The organism is Microbispora sp. NPDC088329 (assembly GCF_040685655.1).
Taxonomy (GTDB): domain Bacteria; phylum Actinomycetota; class Actinomycetes; order Streptosporangiales; family Streptosporangiaceae; genus Microbispora.
Genome location: NZ_JBFBIP010000002.1, coordinates 89,412 through 107,132 on the forward strand (window position 1 = coordinate 89,412; position 17,721 = coordinate 107,132).

The window sequence follows — 17,721 nt, forward strand, 5'->3', positions numbered from 1 at the left end:
TCGAGAGAAGCGTCCTGCTTCCGGGTGAAGCCGGACGCCCTGTCGTCGACGACACTAGGACGGCCGCGTTCCCTGAACGTTCCTTCGCTGGAGGCCGTCCCGCACGCTGTTCGCCTGAGCCGTCGCCCGGTCGGCCCAGAAGGAATGCCCGACCTCCGCGTAGAGCGCGGCCGCCGACTGGAACCGCTCGCGGGCCGCGTACGGGTCGCCGTCCGCGACCGCGGCGCTCGCCGCCGCAGACTCGGCCATCGCGCTCCAGGCCGAGCTCGCGAAGGAGCCGGCGAACTGGGCGGCCGCCGCGGCGTGGGCGTGCGCGCCCTCCCGATCGCCGACCAGGGCGCACGCCTGGGCGCCGACCGGGTGGAGTAGCGCGCTGCAGGTCGGGCAGTCGCCGTAGCGGGCCGCCGCGCTCTGGGTCGCGCGTACCGCCCGGAGCACCTCCTCCGGCCTGTCCCGCTCCAGGGCGGCGAAGGCCGCGGTCGCATGCAGCCGGGCCCACGCATGGCGCGCCATCGGGGTGACGGTCGCGATCGCCGCCGCGCGCTTCAGATAGATCGCCGCGTCGTCGTGCGCGCCCCCGCAGGTGGCCAGCTCCGCCCGCCGCAGCCACGGCAGCGCGACCGAACGGCTTCCCAGCGGCGCGTACAGCTCGCAGCTCCGTTCCAGGCACGCCTCCGCCTCGTCCCATTGGGCACGCAGCAGCAGCGACTCGCCCAGCAGGCACCAGGCGAACGCCTGCGCCGGGATCGCGTCGGCTCGCTCAGCGATGGCCAGCGTCTCGCGGGCGTACTCCTCGACGTCGCCGGCGAGCCCGTCACCGTAGAGCTGGTATTGGCTGAGACAGTGGTTGAAGTCGCAGAAACGGGCGACCCGGACCCCGAGCGCCACACCGGCGAGCCCTTCGATCTGCGCCTGCAGCCCTGGCCGCCAATCCCCCTGGACGTGCGCGATGAACGCCAGCGCTTCCAGCGCCGCCGCGACGTCGGCCGAGTCTCCGTCGGCGCGGGCGATGGCATGGGCCCGCTCAGCGAGGCGGCGTGCCGTGGCGAAGTCGCCGCGTTCCCAGGCGAGGTTCGCTCTCAGGCAGACGAGCCGCCCATGCTCGGCCTGGTCGGGCGCGAGGCCGTCCGCGGCGGCCAGATGCGGTTCGGCCTCGTCGGGCAGGTGCTGCATCAACCACGCACTCGCGCATTTACGGTGGATGCGACCGGCCTCCGCGGGATCCGCCGAGTCGGCGAGGGCCTGGCCGAACGCCTTGACTGCCCCCGCCGGATCGCCAGACTGCACCCGGAGGTCGCCGACCCGTTCCCACAGGTCCGTTGTCAGCTTCGGATCGGACGTCTGCCCGCTGTTGATCTCCTCGAACTGGCGTTGCGTCTCCGGACGGGGCTCGACGCCGAGTTCCACGTCGAGCAGCTCCCGCAGGCGCGCGTACTGGCGTCGTGCCTCGTCCCGCCGGCCGGCCAGCGCGTACAAGCGCATCAGCCAGGCGTGCGCGTCCTCCCGCAAGGGATCGGCCGCGACCAGCTGCTGCACCGCCCGTGCCGCGCGGTTCAGCTCGCCTCGCGCTTCCAGCAGCGCGGCGAACTCCTCGACGACGCCCAGCCAGTCGAGCCGAAGCTCCTCCCGTGGCGCCGCGGCCCAGTCCTCGTACAGGTCCTCAGGAAGCAGACCGTCTCGATAGACCTCGATCGGGACCTGGTACGCGTCGGGCTCCCTGGACCTGCGGGCCACGGCCACGAGCGACCAGTAGTCGGCCACATCCACCGAGGTCCCATCAGGCAGGCACAGCAGATCCCCGACCGACACGATCAGCTCGTTCCCGTCGTCGGTACCAAGACTGCGCCGTGCGGAATGCAGCGCCTTGCGAAGATTCGCCCCCGCCGCCCGCTGGTCGAGTTCCGGCCACAGCGCCTCCATTATCTGTTCCCGCCGCAGCCGGTGCCCAGGTGCCAGGGCGAGCAGCTTCACCAGCGCCGCGGGCTTCCGCTGAGACCACGCCTCCGGTACGACAGGCACCCCTCCCACCGAGACCCGAAAACCCCCGAACAGCCCGATCCGGAAATCCATTACATCGTTCCAAAGGAGGACGTGATCAGCACGATGCAGATCATTTCACAGACATCCCTGAATCGCGCCCGTACGCACTAGATTCGCCGCTTGACCTGACCGACGCGGCAAGGACGGTGCGCAGCGGCCGGCCGGGGTCCGTCAAGTCTCCAGATCCATCGGGCCGACGGTCAGGTTTCCCTCTCGGGCCGCGGTGGCTCGCTACAGGTGACAACGCACTGCTCCCCCAGCCGCGGCTCGTAGCTTTCCGCGCTACTCGGCGTCGGCGTGGCGAGCGACGGTCACCAAGCCGTAGCCAGGAAGGTTGCCACGGCAGCCATGGGCGTCTGCGATGGCCCCCGCAGAGGATGCGTTGTCGATCAAGATGAATCGCTCAGGAGCGACACCTTTACGGTGTAGATCTGCCAGTCCGTTAGAACACCAGGCGCTCCCCCGGCCAGAGGACCGGCGAATGCGGTGACACGCTGGACATACATCTGTCACCGGGCGGCGCGGTCGGGGAGGGCGACTCTTGATGACACCTGGGTGACACAACAGAAAAGCCACAATCCCCGATCTTGGGAACTGTGGCTCTGACCTGCTACAACAGTGTCGGGACGGCGGGATTTGAACCCACGACCCCTTGACCCCCAGTCAAGTGCGCTGCCAAACTGCGCTACGTCCCGTTGCCCTGGTCTCCCTGGGCACATCCAAACCTTAGCGCAGATTCCGCCCTCGTGCGTACACGAACCGCGCCGGTGGGCCTAGGCTGGCGATCATGGGGAGGAAGGCGCGCATCGACCAGGAAGAACTCGTCCGGCTGGCGGCGGAAGGATGGACCAACGCCCGCCTCGCGGAGCACTTCGGGGTCACGGAGTCGGGCGTCCTGCAGGCGAAGCGCGCGGCCGGTCTGTCCAAGCCGATGACGGACCACAGCCGTGCCCTGCCGTGGAAGCTGCGGCGCGAGCACAGCCAGAGCGGCCCCGCCACCAACCTGCGGAGCCTCTCCGCCGCGGCCCAGGGGCGCCAGGTCCCCAAGGACAAGCTCAACACCGCTCTACGGTGGGCGGGCCGGCTGGTCGACAACGGGCTGGACATCGCCTACGACCCCGAGCAAGGCTTCCACGAGGTGCCGGCCCGGGACGACTCGCACGTCGCCCGGGTCCTCACCGAGGCCCGCGACGCCACCAACGCGGCGGGCACCACTCCCTGACCATACGGCTCACACACCGTCGCGCGGCAGGGGCGTGGTCTCCTCGCGTACGTGCACGTGGCGCTCACCCGGGTGAACGGCGGTGTGCGACTGGGTCTCCTGGACGTGGACGTGCGGTTCGGCCGCCGGGTCCACCGTGTACATCGTGTCCGGCTCGATGGTCTCCACCGTCTCCTCCGTCCGCGGACGGCGGGTGTAGCGACCGGTCAGCACCATTCCGACGACCCCCACGGCCATGAGAATCCAGCCGATCATTTGAAGGTCGATTCCAGGAACGTCCCATTTGACGGCGAACGCGAGGACCGCGCCGACCGCGATGAAGGCGAGACTGGCCCCGAAGCCCATGGCTACCTCCTCTGCTGGTCAACGGCCCTTTACCCCGAGAATTCGCGATTACGCAAGGCGTGAAGGCCGTATTCCCGGGCAGTGCGGATGAACAACGCACTCACCCCTGGAGGCAGATATGAACGCCGCAGCATGGGTGGCCGTGGTGATCGTCGCCGTGCTGGTGATCCTGGCAGTCGGCTACCTTGTGTCGGCACGCAACCGTCGGCGCCACCTGCAGGACCGTTTCGGACCCGAGTACGAGAGGACGGTGCGGGAGAGCGACAGCCGCCGGGAGGCCGAGCAGGACCTGCGCGCCCGTGAGGAGCGCCACGCCAAGCTGGACATCCGTCCGCTCGACCCGCGGACCCGCGACCGGTACGCGAGGAAGTGGACCGAGGTGCAGGAGCGGTTCGTCGACGCTCCCGGCTTCGCCGTGACCGAAGCGGACGCGCTGGTCACCGCCGTCATGGCGGAGCGCGGCTACCCCACCGACGACTTCGAACAGCGTCTGAGCGACCTGTCGGTGGCCCACGCCGCCACGCTCGACCACTACCGCAACGCTCACGACATCAGCAGCCGCGCCGCCCGGCAGGACGCCACCACGGAGGAGCTCCGCCAGGCGATGGTCCACTACCGCGCGCTGTTCGAGGAGCTTCTCGGCGACGGCGCCGACGCCGAGGTGAACGGCCACGTCCACGACACCCTGAACGGCGACACCCACGTGACCGACGGCTATGACGGCGCCTCGATTGGCCGTCACGCGGACGTACGGAAGGCGGGACGATGACGATGCGGACGAACAAGTACGACGAGCGCGGCGAGGTCGCCGAGCAGCCGACTCCCGAGACCCCCGAGCCCCTCGAGGAGGAGGCGCGCAGGGAAAGGGCTCTCGCGGACGCCGAGCGGGACGAGCACGAGGGTCCCGGCCCGGTCTACTCCCCCAGCGACGCGTACACCGCCGGCTACGCGGACGGGACTGCGCAGGACACCGGCGCCCACGACCGTGCGCGCGATGACGCGGTGACGGACGGGACGGCCGACGCGGATGCGGAGGGCCCCCGCTTCCGGGAGCCGTACGGCCAGGCGGGCGACGACGTCCTCACGTCGCCCCGGACCGGCGGCAGGCACACGGAGGAGAGCGACCGCCTCGTCGCGGGCGGCCCTGTGGACGCCGACGACCCCTCCCCCGCTCCCGCCACCGGCGCGTACGAGACCCGCGGAGACGACCCGGACACGGCCGGCACCGGATACGCCCGGGACGACCTGACGGCCTCCGGCACCGCGACCTCCGCCGACGCCACGACCGGCACCGGCACCGATGCCACGGCTGACGCCACCGCCGCTACCACGACCGGTCTCAGCGTGGACGGCCCCGTGGCCTACCCCGTCACGACCACGACCGCCGCCTCGGGCGCGGCGTCCGTGCTGGACGAGGCGCTGGAGGGCCGGTGGCGCGAGATCAAGACGGGCTTCGTCGACGATCCCCGCCGGTCCATCAAGCAGGCGGACGCACTCGTGGAGGAGGCTCTGTCGGCCCTCACCAGCCGCCGGCAGGCGCTGCTCGACAAGTGGAAGGACAACGAGCGGGGCGACACCGAGGCGCTGCGCCTGGCCCTGCACGAGTACCACGCGTTACTGGCCCACCTGACCCGGAAGTGAGGTAACAATGCTCGCCATCGCCGCGGCGGTCGTCTTCGGGATCGCCTTCCTCCTCGATCTCCTCAACGCGAGCATCGGCATCGGCCTGACCGCGCTGCTCGCCCTCGGCCTGTGCCTGCTCTCCCTGCACCAGGCCGGCGTCGGAACCGCCGGGGTGAACTCCTGGCGCGGCGGCTGGCGCGGCGGACGCGTCCGTCGCTGACCCCGGCCACTCCCTCTGCCGAAGACTCACGGGTCTCGCGGGACACCGTCCCGCGAGACCCGTTGTACGCGCGGTCGCGCCACCGCTTGACGGCGTCCGGACGGCCGGATTTCTCGGCGGCGATCGGGCGACGGCCCGTGTTCGCTCCTGCCGAAAATCATGGGTGACCGAGCTAGCTGCTCATATACCGTGTTCCGCATGATTTTGCCCCTCCTGCGACGCGATCCTGGACCGCGGCCATGCTGAGCCGGCTGCTCCGCACGTACCTGCGGCCCTACTCGCCGGCGCTCACATTGGTGGTGCTGTTCCAGCTCGTCGGCACCATCGCCTCCCTGTACCTGCCAAGCCTGAACGCCGACATCATCGACCAGGGCGTCGCCACCGGCGACACCGGCTACATCGTGCGCACCGGCGGCTGGATGCTGACCGTGTCCCTCGTGCAGATCGCCTGCTCGATCGCGGCGGTCTATCACGGCGCCCGGGTGGCGGCGGGGTTCGGCCAGGACGTCCGGTCGGCGGTGTTCCACCGTGTGAGCGGCTTCTCCGCGCGGGAGGTCGCCCACTTCGGAGCGCCCTCGCTGATCACCCGCAACACCAACGACGTGCAGCAGATCCAGATGCTCGTGGTGATGACCTGCACGATGCTGGTCGCCGCGCCCATCATGGGAGTCGGCGGCATCATCATGGCCCTGCGTCAGGACGTCGGGCTGTCCTGGCTCATGCTGGTCTGCGTGCCCGTGCTGCTGATCTCGATCGGGCTGATCGTCTTCCGCATGGTCCCGCAGTTCCGCGCCATGCAGACCCGCATCGACGTGGTGAACCGGGTGCTCCGCGAGCAGCTTTCCGGCATCCGCGTGGTGCGGGCCTTCGTCCGGGAGCGTGAGGAGACCCGCCGGTTCGCCGAGGCGAACGACGCGCTGACCGGGACGGCGCTGCGCGTCGGGCGGCTGACCGCGCTCATCTTCCCCACCGTGATGTTGATCCTCAACGCCTCCAGCGTCGCGGTGCTGTGGTTCGGCGCCGCCCGGGTGGACAGCGGTGAGATGCAGGTGGGCGCCCTCACCGCGTTCCTCATGTACCTGCTGCAGATCCTCATGTCGATGATGATGGCCACCTTCATCTCGATCATGATTCCGCGTGCCGCGGTCTGCGCCGAGCGCATCGCCGAGGTGCTGGACACCGAATCGTCGGTGCGCCCGCCCGGCGATCCCGTACGGCAGGTGGACCGCCGGGCCGACCTGGAGTTGCGTGACGTCGAGTTCCGCTATCCGGGCGCGGCGGCGCCGGTGTTGTCCGGTGTCTCCTTCCGCGTGACCGCGGGACAGACCACCGCCGTCATCGGCAGCACCGGGTCGGGCAAGACGACCCTGGTCTCCCTGGTGCCCCGGCTGTTCGACGCCACGTCGGGCGCCGTCCTGATCGACGGGGTCGACGTACGCGACCTCGACCCCCAGATGCTCTGGACCCGCATCGGCCTGGTGCCGCAGAAGCCGTACCTGTTCACGGGCACCGTCGCGAGCAACCTGCGGTACGGCAACCCGGACGCCACCGACGAGGAGCTGTGGGAGGCACTGGAGATCGCCCAGGCCCGCGACTTCGTCGAGGCGATGCCCGAGGGCCTGCAGGCGCCGATCTCCCAGGGCGGCACGAACGTGTCCGGCGGGCAGCGCCAGCGTCTGTCCATCGCCCGCGCGCTGGTCGCCAAGCCTGAGATCTATCTGTTCGACGACTCGTTCTCGGCCCTCGACCTGACGACCGACGCCCGGCTACGCGCCGCGTTGCGCCCGTACACCGCCGACGCCGCCGTGGTGATCGTCGCCCAGCGGGTCTCCACCATCGCCGACGCCGACCAGATCGTCGTCCTGGACGACGGCGTCGTCGCCGGCATCGGCACCCATGAAGAGCTGCTCGGCTCCTGCCCGACGTACATCGAGATCGTCGAGTCCCAACTGACCGCGGGGAGTGCGGTATGAGCGACCGGCCCACAGCACCGGCACGACCGCGGCCCGCCGGAGGTGGCGGTTTCGGGCCCTTCGGCGGCGGGCAGATGCCGGCGGAGAAGTCGATGAACTTCGGCCCCTCCGCCCGGCGGCTGCTACGGCGGCTGAATCCCGAACGGCCGAGGCTCCTGGCCGTGGTCGGCCTCGCGGTGATCAGCGTCGTGTTCTCCGTCATCGGGCCGAAGCTGCTCGGCCGCGCGACTGATGTGATCTTCAGTGGTGTGATCGGCGGACGGTTGCCCGCGGGAACGACCAAGGAGCAGGCCGTGCAGGCGCTGCGTGCCTCCGGCCACGGCGATTTCGCCGACATGCTCGCGGGGATGGACGTCGTCCCCGGCCACGGCATCGACTTCGGCGAGCTGGGCACCGTCCTGGCGTGGGTCCTCGGGCTCTACCTGGCCGCGTCGCTGTTCATGTGGCTGCAGGGCTACTTGCTCAACGACGTGACGCAGCGTACGGTCTTCCGCCTCCGGGCCGACGTCGAGGACAAGCTGAACCGGCTGCCGCTGAGGTTCTTCGACGGCCAGCCGCGCGGCGAGCTGCTCAGCCGGGTCACCAATGACATCGACAACGTGTCCCAGACGCTGCAGCAGACGCTGAGCCAGCTGCTGAGCTCGCTGCTCACCGTGATCGGCGTGCTGGTCATGATGTTCGTGATCTCGCCGCTGCTCGCGGCGATCGCCCTGGTCACGATCCCGGTCACGATGATCGTCACCGGGCAGATCGCCAAGCGTTCACAGAAGCAGTTCGTCGCGCAGTGGGCCCACACCGGCACGCTGAACGCCCACATCGAGGAGGCGTTCACCGGTCACGAGCTGGTGAAGGTCTTCGGCCGGGGCCCGGAGGTCGAGCAGGTGTTCCGGGAGCGGAACGAGGCGCTGTACAAGGCGAGCTTCGGCGCCCAGTTCATCTCCGGGATCATCATGCCCGCGATGATGTTCATCGGGAACCTCAACTACGTCGCCATCGCGGTCGTCGGCGCCGTACGGGTGGCCGGCGGGTCGATGAGCCTGGGCGACGTCCAGGCGTTCATCCAGTACTCCCGGCAGTTCACCCAGCCGCTGACCCAGGTCGCCTCGATGGCCAACCTGCTGCAGTCGGGGGTGGCCTCCGCCGAACGGGTCTTCGAGCTGCTGGACGCCGAGGAGCAGAAGCCCGACCCCGCCGACCCCGCACTGCCCGCCACCCGGCGAGGGCGCGTCGAATTCGAGCACGTGTCCTTCCGGTACGAGCCCGAGCAGCCCCTCATCGAGGACCTGTCGCTGGTGGCCGAGCCCGGGCACACTATCGCGATCGTCGGCCCGACCGGCGCGGGGAAGACCACGCTGGTCAACCTGATCATGCGCTTCTACGAGCTGGACGCGGGCCGCATCACCCTCGACGGCGTCGACATCACCGCGATGCGCCGCGAGGACCTGCGTTCCCAGATCGGCATGGTGCTCCAGGACACCTGGCTGTTCGGCGGGACGATCCGCGACAACATCGCCTACGGCGACCCCCGGGCGACCGACGAGGAGATCCAGGCCGCGGCGCGGGCGACGTACGTCGACCGGTTCGTCCGCACCCTGCCCGACGGGTACGACACGGTGATCGACGAGGAGGGCGGCAACGTCAGCGCCGGCGAGAAGCAGCTGATCACCATCGCCCGCGCCTTCCTCGCCAACCCGTCCCTGCTCATCCTGGACGAGGCGACCAGCTCGGTCGACACCCGCACAGAGGTCCTGGTGCAGCACGCGATGGCCGCGCTGCGCAGCGACAGGACGAGCTTCGTCATCGCCCACCGGCTGTCCACGATCCGCGACGCCGACCTCATCCTGGTGATGGAGGCGGGGAGCATCGTCGAGCACGGCACCCACGACGAGCTGCTCGCCGCCCGGGGCGCCTACCACCGGCTGTATTCGGCCCAATTCAACGGGGCGCTGGTCGCCGGCGCCCTGGCCGGCGACGACGCGACCACCGCGGCGCAGTGAGCGGTGCCGCGTGACCCCGGGTCACGCGGCACCGCTCGACAGGCCAGGTCACGAACGGGCGGACAGGGTGAACTCCTTGCGCGGTTCCTCGATGGCCCCCATCGCGATGATCTCCCGGGGGAAGAACAGCCCGAGCGTCCAGTCCATGAGGATCCGGGTCTTCTTGTTGAAGGTGGGCATCCGCGTCAGGTGGTAGGTGCGGTGCATGAGCCAGGCGGGGAACCCGCGCAGCTCCCGGCCGTAGATCTGCGCGACGCCCTGGTAGAGCCCCAGGGTCGCCACCGACCCGGCGTACTTGTGCCGGTACGGCCGCTGGGGATGCCCGCGCAGCGCCGCCAGCAGGTTGTCGGCCAGCCTTCTGGCCTGCCGTACGGCGTGCTGGGCGTTGGGCGGGCAGAACTCGCCCGGCCGGGTGAGATCGGGCACGGCGGCTGAGTCGCCCGCGGCGAAGGCGAAGTCGGCGCCGTGCACGCGCAGGTATGGATCGACCCTGATCCTGCCCTTCTTGTCCAGGGGCAGGTCGCCCGCGGCGACCAGCGGGTTCGGCTTGACGCCCGCCGTCCAGACGAGGGTGTCGGCGTCGAACTCCTCGCCGTCGCTCAGCACGATGTGGCAGCCCTCGGCGGACTTCAGCAGTGTGCTCATGCGGATCTCGATGCCGCGCTCGCGCAGCTGCTGGACCGTCCACTTGCCCATGTCGGCGCCCACCTCGGGCAGGATCCGGTCGGTGGCCTCCACGAGGATCCAGCGCATGTCCTCGCGGTTGATCCCCTCGAAGTACTTGAGGGCGTCGGCCGCCATGTCCTCGAGCTCGGCCAGGGCCTCCACGCCGGCGTAGCCGCCGCCCACGAACACGAACGTGAGAGCCCTGCGGCGGACCTCGGGGTCCGGTGTGGACGCCGCGATGTCGAGACGGCCGAGCACGTGGTTGCGCAGGGCGATGGCCTCTTCGATGGTCTTGAAACCGATGCCGTGGTCGGCCAGGCCGGGCACGGGCAGCAGCCGTGAGATCGAGCCCGGCGCCATGACCAGGTAGTCGTAGTCGATGGTGAGGTCGGGCCCCTCGTGCGGGGTGAACTCCGCCCTGCGGTCGGCCAGCCGCACCTGGGTGATCCGTCCGCTGAGGATCTGGCACCTGTTCAGCACCCGCCTGAGCGGGACGACGACGTGCCGGGCCTCGATGTTCCCGGCGGCCGCCTCCGGCAGGAAGGGCTGGTAGGTCATGTAGGAGTCGAGGTCCGCGACGGTCACGAGCGCCTCGCCGCGGCGGAGCCTGCGCTGCAGGCGGAGTGCTGTGTACATGCCGACGTATCCGCCGCCGACGATCAGAATCCGTGGGACAGCCATGGCTGTCCCCTACCCCTACTCAAGGAGGAAACGCATCGTCACCCTGGTTCCCCTGGGGCCGGTGGTGACCTGGAGGTCGTTGCTCAGCAGGCGCGCCACCCACAGCCCCATGCCGCTGGTCGCGTCCTCCGGAGGCGGGTCGTGGCCCGGCTCGCCCTCCAAACGCCACTCCCTGCCGTCGTCGCGGACGGCGACCACCAGGGCCGGCCCCTCCCGCCAGATACCCAGCCGGGCCTTGGTCGACCCGTGGGTGACCGCGTTGGTGGCGACCTCGTTGAGCGCGACGAGGAAGTCGCCTATCGCGTCTTCCCGCATGCCGCGACGCAGCGCCTCGGCGGCGGCGAACTCCCGCAGATCGGGCAGGTCGGCTAAGGAGAAGGCACGCTCCCTGGCCGCTCCGGTGACGTGCGCGGGAACGCCGTCATCTTTCACCCGGTACACGCCTCCCGCCGGAAATGTGGCCGTCTCAGAATCCATGGGCTGTGGGCAGGACGAAGATACCCCGGGACACCGCCGTGGCACAGGCGGTGTCCCGGGCATCGTCGCATCCTCTCATCCCGCGACGAGCTCCGCCCGGAGCTGGTCGAGGGTCTTGCGAAGGATCCGCGAGACGTGCATCTGCGATATGCCGAACTCCGCCGCGATCTCGGCCTGCGTCATGTTGCCGTAGAACCGCAGCAGGAGGATGTTCTTCTCCCGCTCGGGGAGAAGGTCGATGAGAGGCTTCAGCGCCTCGGCGTCCACCAGGGTGTCGAGCGCGTCGTCCTCTTCGGGGATCACGTCGCCGAGGGCGGCGGCGTCGTCGTCGGCGCCGATCGGCGCGTCGAGGGAGAGCGTGCTGTACGCCGCCGAGGCGTCCATGGTGAGGAGCATGTCCTCCTCGGACAGGCCCATCTTCTTGGCGAGCTCGGCGACGGTGGGGAACCGGCCCAGCTCCTGGGTCATGTCGGCGACGTGCCGGTTCAGTTCGGCCCGGCGCTCCTGGTAGAGGCGGGGCACCCGGACGGCCCAGGTGCGGTCCCGGAAGTGCCGCTTGACCTCACCGGTCATGGTGACCATGGCGTACCCGCGGAAGCTGTGGCCCAGGGTGGGGTCGAAGCCGTTGATGGCCTTCATGAGGCCCACGTACGCGGCCTGGAGGAGATCTTCCATCGGCTCACCGCGGTTGAGGTACCGCCGGGCGATGTCCCTCGCCATCGGGCGGTGCATTTCGACGATCTTCTCACGGAGGCGTTCCCGCCGCTCCTCGGACAGTCCGTCCTCGGCCAGCTCGGCCAGGAGCTCTTCGGCGGTCGGATTGCTGACGGTCTCTGCACGGACCTCGGCAGCCATCTGCGCAGTCCCCTCGTATTTTCTCGCGAGGGCGCCTACGCGGTGGGGTCACCAAGCAGAAGGCACGCCTCGCTACAGTGTCGAGACGAGGCCCTCTGCTGGACCTCTGCTTCAGTATATTGCCCCAAAATCAGGAGTATCACCACCCCTTCGGCACCAGTAATGTTGCCGCAGAGGAGGCGCGAGGTGTCTAACAACGGACTGCTGTCCCTGACGTCCAGTATGGCGGGGGACATTGTGGTGATCCACGTGAACGGTGTCCTCGACGCCACGACTCGTGACCAGTTCTCGGACTATCTGGACGCCGCGGCGGACGACCACGGCCCCGACATGATCCTTGACCTGGGCGGCGTCACCTTCATGGACTCCCGGGCGCTGGGCCTGATCGTGCACAACTGGCAGCGCTCGACCACGGCCGGCGGCAACTTCGCGCTGGTCTCGGTGCAGTATCCGAACTCCAAGGTGATGTGGGTGACCGGCCTGTCGGAGCGGCTGCCCCTTTTCGACACCCTCGACGAGGCCCTGGCCGCGTTCGCCGCCTGATCCCCTCGCGGGCGTCGGCCCCACTGCCGCCGCCCCGCTGTCACAACCCGCTTCCGCCGCCCGCGCGTACGGCCCGCTCAGGCCGGGGCGGCCCCGCCGTGCTTCTGCTGGTGCTCGGTGACCAGGAGCTTGGCCAGATCGGCCACCTTGACCTGGTGGTGCTGCGACACCCGCCTGAGCTCCTCGAACGCCTCCTCCGCGGAGCAGCCGCTCTTCGACATGATGATGCCCTTGGCCTGGTCGATCACCGATCGGCCCGCCAGCGCCTCCTGCATCTGCGCGGCGCCGGTGAGGACGTCGTCGAACTCCCAGATGTTGGCCAGCGCCACGGTGACCTGCTCGCGCAGCAGAGCCATGAGCGAGCCGCCGGAGGTGAACACGCCGGGGCGCACGCCATACAGGCCGATGATCGCGACGGCGCCCTCCACGGCGATCGGCACCACGAGGACCGACCGCACCCCGTGCCGCACGGCGGTGGCGGCGTAGCGGGACCAGCGGGACTCGCGCATCACATCGGGGATCGTCACCGGGCGCCCGGTGGACAGCGCCTCCCTCGACGGGCCCTCGCGCAGGCCGCGCTCCCGGTCGATCAGCACGGTGAGCTCGCTGTGGGAGGCGGCCAGCAGCACCCGCTCCTCCATCCACAGTTCGGCCGTGCCGCCGGCGCAGCCGGGCACGCCTCGCGCCACCGCCTCGGTGATGCCGCGCAGCACACTCTCCGCCGACGTGCCCTCCGTCACACGGCCCAAAGCCGCGAGGTCACGCGCGAGAATGGATGTCGTCTCCATGGTAGAAAGACCATTCCCATAGTTTCCGGGTTAATCCAGGCTGGATCGATTAGACCCGGGGTTTGGCGTAGCGTCTACGTCGAGAGAGGGGGGCAGCTTGCCCGACACCGCCGAGCTCGAGCGCGCGTTGAGCGGGCTCGCCGACCGCATCGCCACCCTACGGGACGATCCCGATCCGGGTGCGATGCTACGGGAGCTGGACGCCGCCGAGGAACTGTGCCGCAAGGCCCTGAGTGAGCTGGTGCGCAGTCGCAGGCGCAGGGACGGCGGCAGCCAGCGCGAGCAGAAGCTGCTGCGCCAGGTGTTCCGCGCGCTGCCGATCCCTGTGATCATCATGGACACGGGCGGCACGGTGCGCCGCATCAACAACGAGACCACCCGTCTGCTCGGCAGCCCCGCCGGCTATCTCATCGGCCGCGCCTTCCCGCTGCTCGTCGACGTGACCGCTCGCGCCGCGTTCCGGCAGCGCCTCGCCGCCGTCCTCCACGGCGACGACAGCGCCTCCTTCCAGACCCGGCTGGCTCACCAGGGCCGCGCCCATACCGTACGGCTGGTGCTGAGCCGCCTGCGGATGCCGGGCGAGCCGCAGGAGATGATCGCCGGGGTCGTGCTGCCCACCGAGGTCCAGCTGCCCGAGCCGGCCGCGCGGACGGAGGCGCCCGACGACGCGGCGGTCCTGGCGGCGGCCAGACGGCACGAGCTGCTGTCGCGGCTGACCGGGCTGCTGCTGGACGAGGAGAGCCTGCGCGAGCCGGTCGCCCTGCTGCGGGCGGCCCGCCTGCTGTCCGCCGAGACGGCCGACTGGGTGATCGCGGACGTCGTCAGGGACGGCGACCTGGTCCGGTCGGTCGTGATGGGACCGAGCGACCAGCCGGTCGGGCGGCTGCAGCGGACGGTCGAGGAGGCCCCGCCCGCGCTGGCGCCGGTGGTGGACCAGGTGCTGGCCACCCAGAGCGGCGTCGTCCACGAGATGCTGAGCGACGACTCCCTGCTCGGCGGCGACATGCTCCAGGCGATGCGCGCGGGTTCGCTGCTGAGCGTGCCGATCCGCACCGAGGACGAGGCGCGCGGCGTGCTCACGCTGGTACGGCTGCGCGACCGGCAGCCGTTCGGCCTGGCCGATCTGGGCCTGATGGAGGAGATCGGCCTGCACCTCGGCCTGGCGATGCGGGCGCAGCAGGGGTTCCAGCGCCGGGCGCAGGCCGCCGACACCCTGCAGACCGGCGTGCTCCCCCGCACACTGCCCGACATCCCCGGTTTCGAGATCGCCGCCGCCTACCACCCCGGCTCCGGCATGCGTGCCATCGGCGGCGAGTTCTACGACGTGTTCCCCAGCAAGAACGGGTGGGGCTTCGTGATCGGCAGCGCGGCGGGGCGAGGCGAGGAGGCCGCCGCCGTCACCGCCATGGTCCGCAACGGCCTGCGCGTGCTGAGTGTGTGGGAGGACGACCCGGGACAGGCCCTGCGCAAGGTCAGCGACGCCCTCGTCGCGCAGAACACGGGCCTGTTCGTGATGGCCGCCGCCGGCTTCGTCCGGGGCCGCAAGGTGCGGCTCGCCTCCGCGGGCCATCATCCCGCCGCGCTGATCCAGCCGGGCGGCGGCGTCCGGTTCCACGAGGGCGGCGGCGTCCCGCTGGGCTTCGAGGAGGGTTCGGTGCCGGCGACCGAGGAGCTCACGCTGTCGGCCGGAGAGGCGCTGGTGCTGTACAGCGACGGCCTGGTGGGCGCGCAGAGCCCCGGCGGGGACAACTACGGCGAGCAGCGGCTCACCGAGACCCTCGCCCGCTGCGCCGGGCAGCCCCCCAGCGCGGTCGTCAAGGCCATCGAGGAGGACCACCGTGCCTTCTGCGGCAGCCACGCCGTCGACGAGATCACGCTCCTCTCGCTGCGCCGATCCCGCTGACGGGATTTGCCGCCCCCACCGCGAAGTGGTGGACTGGAGTCGGCGCGATGCGTGGGGGCGATCGCATGAGCGAGCGAATCAACAGGCACAGCGCGATTCGCTCATGCGACTCCGAGCCGTCAGGCGAGGAGGTGGCATGAGCGAGCGAAGCGAGCGAATCAACAGGCACAGCGCGATTCGCTCATGCGACTCCGAGCCGTCAGGCGAGGAGGTGGCATGAGCGCGTTGGTTCACGAGGCCGGTCTGTACGGCTCCGACGACGAGTTCCTCGGGATCGCCGTGCCGTTCGTCCGGGACGGGCTCGACGGCGGCGAGCCGGTGATGGTCACCACGACCGCCGGAAACCTCGAACTCCTCGGCGCCGCCCTCGGTGACGACGCCCGGCGCGTCGACTACGCCGAGAGCGCGTACTTCGGCCGCCGCACCGCGCATCGGGCGACGGCCTTCCTGCGCTATTGGGAGCGGAACGCGGCGCGCGGGCGGGTCCGCATTCTGGCCGAGCCGGTGTGGGCGGGCCGCTCTTCCCGCGACGTCGTGGCCTGGAGACGGATGGAATCGGGCCTCAACATCATCCTCGCCGGCACGGGCGTGTGGATGATCTGCCCCTATGACACCAGGGCGGCCGATCGCGGCCTCGTCGAGGACGCCTTGCGCACCCATCCCTCGATCAGCACCGGCGGCCGGGGGCGGCGGGTGTCCCCCGCGTACGCCGACCCGGCACGGTTCATCGGCGAGTGCGATCGGCAGCCGCTCCCGCAGGCTCCCCCCGGGGCCGCGGCCGCGCGGATCGGCCACCTGCACCGCGTACGGCACTTCGCCGGCCGGCAGGCCCTGCTTCACGGGCTGCCCGAGGACAGGGTCGCGATGCTGTGCGTGGCCGTGCACGAGGCGGCTCGCTACCTGGGCCTGCCCCTGACCGCGCGGGTGTGGGAGACGTTCGGGGCGCTGGTGTGCGACCTGTGGGCAGGCCGGGGGACCCGATGCGATCCGCTCGCCGGTTTCACGCCGCCGGGCGAGGCCGAGCGTCCCGAGGACGGCCTGTGGCTGGCGCGCCAGATCTGCGACTACGTGGACATCCGGCAGGAGGAGGGCGGCCGCCGGATCAGGCTGGAGGTGGCGACGTCGCGGCTGCAGGAGAGTGCGTGATTTTTCCCGATTAGGCGTTTAGCGCGAATCAGAGTAAGGTAAACATCATCTACATCGATCGTGCCTAGGACGCAGGCACACCCTTTCAAGCGCCTTCCTGTCTTGAGGTGTGCCATGGATATCGCGATCGTCTCCGCGCACGAACTGACTCCCGACACTCCCGCCATCGCCCGTGAGCTGGGCAGGGGCCACCGGGTGACCGTCTACACCCGGTCCAAGGTCACGGTGGACGGTGTCGAGCACGTGCCCGCCGGACCCGATGTGGAGCTGTCGGAAAGCGACCTCCTGCCCTACATCTCGGACTTCAGCGACGGCCTGCGGCGCAGGTGGCGGGAGCACCGCCCGGACATCATCCACGCCTACTCGTGGTCGAGCGGCCTGGCCGCCATCGCGGGTTCCGAGGGCCTGGGCGTGCCGGTCACCCAGACCTTCCACAGCCACTACGACGACAGCCGGAGCGCCGCGCCGGTGCGACGGCTGGAGTGCGCGATCGGACGCCGGGCCAGGGCGGTCATCGCCGCCTGCGCCGACGAGGAGTCCGAGCTGATCCGGATGGGCGTCCCCCGCCGTAACATCTCGGTCGTCCCGCACGGTGTGGACATCGAGCGCTTCCGCCGTCAGGGCCCCGCCTTCCCGAGGGGCGAGCGGCCGCGCCTCCTGCACGTGGGGCACGTGGGCGCCGACTACGCCGTGCACGCGCTGCGGGCCGTCCCGGACGCCGAGCTCGTGATCGCCGGTGGCGACGACCAGAGCGTCGAGCGGCTGCGGGCCCTCGCCGGGGAGCACGGCGTGGCGGACCGCGTGGAGATGCTCGGCACGGTTCCGCACACCGCGATGCCCAAGCTCATGCGCAGCGCCGACCTGGTGCTGTCGCTGCCGCCGACCGTCCCCACGGGCACGGCTGCGCTGGAGGCCATGGCCTGCGGGATCCCGGTCATCGCCTCGGCCTCCGGGGCGCACCTCGACTCGGTGGTGGACGGCGTGACCGGATTCCTGACCCGGCCCGACCGCCCGCTGGAGATCGCGCACCGGATCCGCCGCCTGCTCGGCGACGCCACCCTGCGTACGGCCATCGGCTACGCTGCCGCAGACCGCGCCCGTTCCCGTTATTCGGTCGAGCGAATCAGCATGGAACTGCTTCGCGTATACGAGAAGACGTGCGCGTAAAGGCAAGCGATATTACCGGATTTAGGCCGTTATCTGAGTGAAATCATGTGATTAACTCGGCTCATGTCACGTCAT

16 protein-coding genes and 1 tRNA gene are annotated in these 17,721 nt (G+C 70.2%); 10 read left to right on the forward strand and 7 right to left on the reverse strand.

Annotated features, from left to right (window positions below):
• Positions 1 to 54: 54 nt before the first annotated feature.
• Positions 55 to 2,019: a BTAD domain-containing putative transcriptional regulator gene (locus AB0O28_RS04855; RefSeq protein WP_363636351.1), complete on the reverse strand. Its 1,965-nt coding sequence runs from the start codon at positions 2,017 to 2,019 to the stop codon at positions 55 to 57.
• A gap of 642 nt (positions 2,020 to 2,661) precedes the next feature.
• Positions 2,662 to 2,735, reverse strand: a tRNA-Pro gene (locus AB0O28_RS04860).
• A gap of 92 nt (positions 2,736 to 2,827) precedes the next feature.
• Here AB0O28_RS04860 and AB0O28_RS04865 point away from each other — a divergent pair.
• Entirely contained in the window at positions 2,828 to 3,262 is a 435-nt protein-coding gene (locus AB0O28_RS04865; protein WP_363636353.1) for a hypothetical protein, read from the forward strand.
• A gap of 9 nt (positions 3,263 to 3,271) precedes the next feature.
• Here the strand turns inward: AB0O28_RS04865 and AB0O28_RS04870 are convergent, their stop codons facing one another.
• On the reverse strand, positions 3,272 to 3,607 hold the full coding sequence (locus tag AB0O28_RS04870; protein WP_363636355.1) for a DUF6458 family protein: 336 nt from the start codon (positions 3,605 to 3,607) through the stop codon (positions 3,272 to 3,274).
• A 118-nt stretch (positions 3,608 to 3,725) separates the two neighbouring features.
• On the opposite strand from AB0O28_RS04870, the gene AB0O28_RS04875 reads away from it, so the two are divergent.
• From AB0O28_RS04875 to AB0O28_RS04895, 5 genes are all read left to right on the forward strand, one after another.
• Complete coding sequence (locus AB0O28_RS04875; protein WP_363636357.1) at positions 3,726 to 4,376, forward strand: hypothetical protein; 651 nt, start codon at positions 3,726 to 3,728, stop codon at positions 4,374 to 4,376.
• The gene (locus AB0O28_RS04880; RefSeq protein ID WP_363636359.1) at positions 4,373 to 5,248 is read left to right on the forward strand and encodes a hypothetical protein; all 876 of its coding nucleotides are present in this window, start codon (positions 4,373 to 4,375) and stop codon (positions 5,246 to 5,248) included. The genes AB0O28_RS04875 and AB0O28_RS04880 overlap by 4 nt, the downstream gene beginning before the upstream one ends.
• Positions 5,249 to 5,255: 7 nt before the next feature.
• Positions 5,256 to 5,450, forward strand: a complete 195-nt coding sequence (locus tag AB0O28_RS04885; RefSeq protein WP_030509495.1) for a hypothetical protein — start codon at positions 5,256 to 5,258, stop codon at positions 5,448 to 5,450.
• Between the two features lie 239 nt (positions 5,451 to 5,689).
• Positions 5,690 to 7,423 (forward strand): ABC transporter ATP-binding protein, encoded by a 1,734-nt coding sequence (locus AB0O28_RS04890; protein ID WP_363636361.1) that lies wholly within the window; start codon positions 5,690 to 5,692, stop codon positions 7,421 to 7,423.
• Complete coding sequence (locus tag AB0O28_RS04895) at positions 7,420 to 9,420, forward strand: ABC transporter ATP-binding protein (protein WP_363636363.1); 2,001 nt, start codon at positions 7,420 to 7,422, stop codon at positions 9,418 to 9,420. Before AB0O28_RS04890 ends, AB0O28_RS04895 begins: the two co-directional genes overlap by 4 nt.
• Positions 9,421 to 9,468: 48 nt before the next feature.
• Here AB0O28_RS04895 and AB0O28_RS04900 read toward each other — a convergent pair whose 3' ends face one another.
• The 3 genes from AB0O28_RS04900 to AB0O28_RS04910 form a co-directional block, all read right to left on the reverse strand.
• Positions 9,469 to 10,767, reverse strand: coding sequence for an NAD(P)/FAD-dependent oxidoreductase (locus tag AB0O28_RS04900; protein WP_363636365.1), 1,299 nt, complete (start codon positions 10,765 to 10,767; stop codon positions 9,469 to 9,471).
• A 15-nt stretch (positions 10,768 to 10,782) separates the two neighbouring features.
• A complete protein-coding gene (locus tag AB0O28_RS04905; protein WP_363636367.1) occupies positions 10,783 to 11,199 on the reverse strand; it encodes an ATP-binding protein in 417 nt (138 codons plus the stop codon).
• Positions 11,200 to 11,319: 120 nt separating this feature from the next.
• Positions 11,320 to 12,099, reverse strand: a complete 780-nt coding sequence (locus AB0O28_RS04910) for a SigB/SigF/SigG family RNA polymerase sigma factor (RefSeq protein ID WP_139574223.1) — start codon at positions 12,097 to 12,099, stop codon at positions 11,320 to 11,322.
• 186 nt (positions 12,100 to 12,285) lie between these two features.
• Here AB0O28_RS04910 and AB0O28_RS04915 point away from each other — a divergent pair, with 186 nt between their 5' ends.
• Positions 12,286 to 12,642 carry an STAS domain-containing protein gene (locus AB0O28_RS04915; RefSeq protein WP_363636370.1) on the forward strand — a complete coding sequence of 119 codons (357 nt, stop codon included), beginning with the start codon at positions 12,286 to 12,288 and terminating at the stop codon, positions 12,640 to 12,642.
• Positions 12,643 to 12,719: 77 nt separating this feature from the next.
• Here AB0O28_RS04915 and AB0O28_RS04920 read toward each other — a convergent pair whose 3' ends face one another.
• Positions 12,720 to 13,430 (reverse strand): GAF and ANTAR domain-containing protein, encoded by a 711-nt coding sequence (locus AB0O28_RS04920; protein WP_363636372.1) that lies wholly within the window; start codon positions 13,428 to 13,430, stop codon positions 12,720 to 12,722.
• Positions 13,431 to 13,527: 97 nt separating this feature from the next.
• Between AB0O28_RS04920 and AB0O28_RS04925 the strand changes: the two genes are divergently transcribed.
• The 3 genes from AB0O28_RS04925 (at position 13,528) to AB0O28_RS04935 (ending at position 17,646) form a co-directional block, all read left to right on the forward strand.
• Positions 13,528 to 15,333, forward strand: a complete 1,806-nt coding sequence (locus AB0O28_RS04925) for a SpoIIE family protein phosphatase (protein WP_363636374.1) — start codon at positions 13,528 to 13,530, stop codon at positions 15,331 to 15,333.
• A 216-nt stretch (positions 15,334 to 15,549) separates the two neighbouring features.
• The gene (locus tag AB0O28_RS04930) at positions 15,550 to 16,479 is read left to right on the forward strand and encodes a sensor histidine kinase (protein WP_363636376.1); all 930 of its coding nucleotides are present in this window, start codon (positions 15,550 to 15,552) and stop codon (positions 16,477 to 16,479) included.
• Positions 16,480 to 16,593: 114 nt separating this feature from the next.
• Positions 16,594 to 17,646, forward strand: coding sequence for a glycosyltransferase (locus AB0O28_RS04935; protein WP_363636378.1), 1,053 nt, complete (start codon positions 16,594 to 16,596; stop codon positions 17,644 to 17,646).
• Positions 17,647 to 17,721: the final 75 nt, after the last annotated feature.

Bases quoted from the DNA above. Each gene is read 5' to 3' on its own strand.
- AB0O28_RS04865 (WP_363636353.1), top strand. From the start codon at position 2,828: ATGGGGAGGAAGGCGCGCATCGACCAGGAAGAACTCGTCCGGCTGGCG.
- AB0O28_RS04880 (WP_363636359.1), top strand. From the start codon at position 4,373: ATGACGATGCGGACGAACAAGTACGACGAGCGCGGCGAGGTCGCCGAG.
- AB0O28_RS04890 (WP_363636361.1), top strand. From the start codon at position 5,690: ATGCTGAGCCGGCTGCTCCGCACGTACCTGCGGCCCTACTCGCCGGCG.
- AB0O28_RS04875 (WP_363636357.1), top strand. From the start codon at position 3,726: ATGAACGCCGCAGCATGGGTGGCCGTGGTGATCGTCGCCGTGCTGGTG.
- AB0O28_RS04935 (WP_363636378.1), top strand. From the start codon at position 16,594: ATGGATATCGCGATCGTCTCCGCGCACGAACTGACTCCCGACACTCCC.
- AB0O28_RS04910 (WP_139574223.1), bottom strand. From the start codon at position 12,099: ATGGCTGCCGAGGTCCGTGCAGAGACCGTCAGCAATCCGACCGCCGAA.
- AB0O28_RS04895 (WP_363636363.1), top strand. From the start codon at position 7,420: ATGAGCGACCGGCCCACAGCACCGGCACGACCGCGGCCCGCCGGAGGT.
- AB0O28_RS04920 (WP_363636372.1), bottom strand. From the start codon at position 13,430: ATGGAGACGACATCCATTCTCGCGCGTGACCTCGCGGCTTTGGGCCGT.
- AB0O28_RS04930 (WP_363636376.1), top strand. From the start codon at position 15,550: ATGAGCGCGTTGGTTCACGAGGCCGGTCTGTACGGCTCCGACGACGAG.
- AB0O28_RS04870 (WP_363636355.1), bottom strand. From the start codon at position 3,607: ATGGGCTTCGGGGCCAGTCTCGCCTTCATCGCGGTCGGCGCGGTCCTC.
- AB0O28_RS04900 (WP_363636365.1), bottom strand. From the start codon at position 10,767: ATGGCTGTCCCACGGATTCTGATCGTCGGCGGCGGATACGTCGGCATG.
- AB0O28_RS04885 (WP_030509495.1), top strand. From the start codon at position 5,256: ATGCTCGCCATCGCCGCGGCGGTCGTCTTCGGGATCGCCTTCCTCCTC.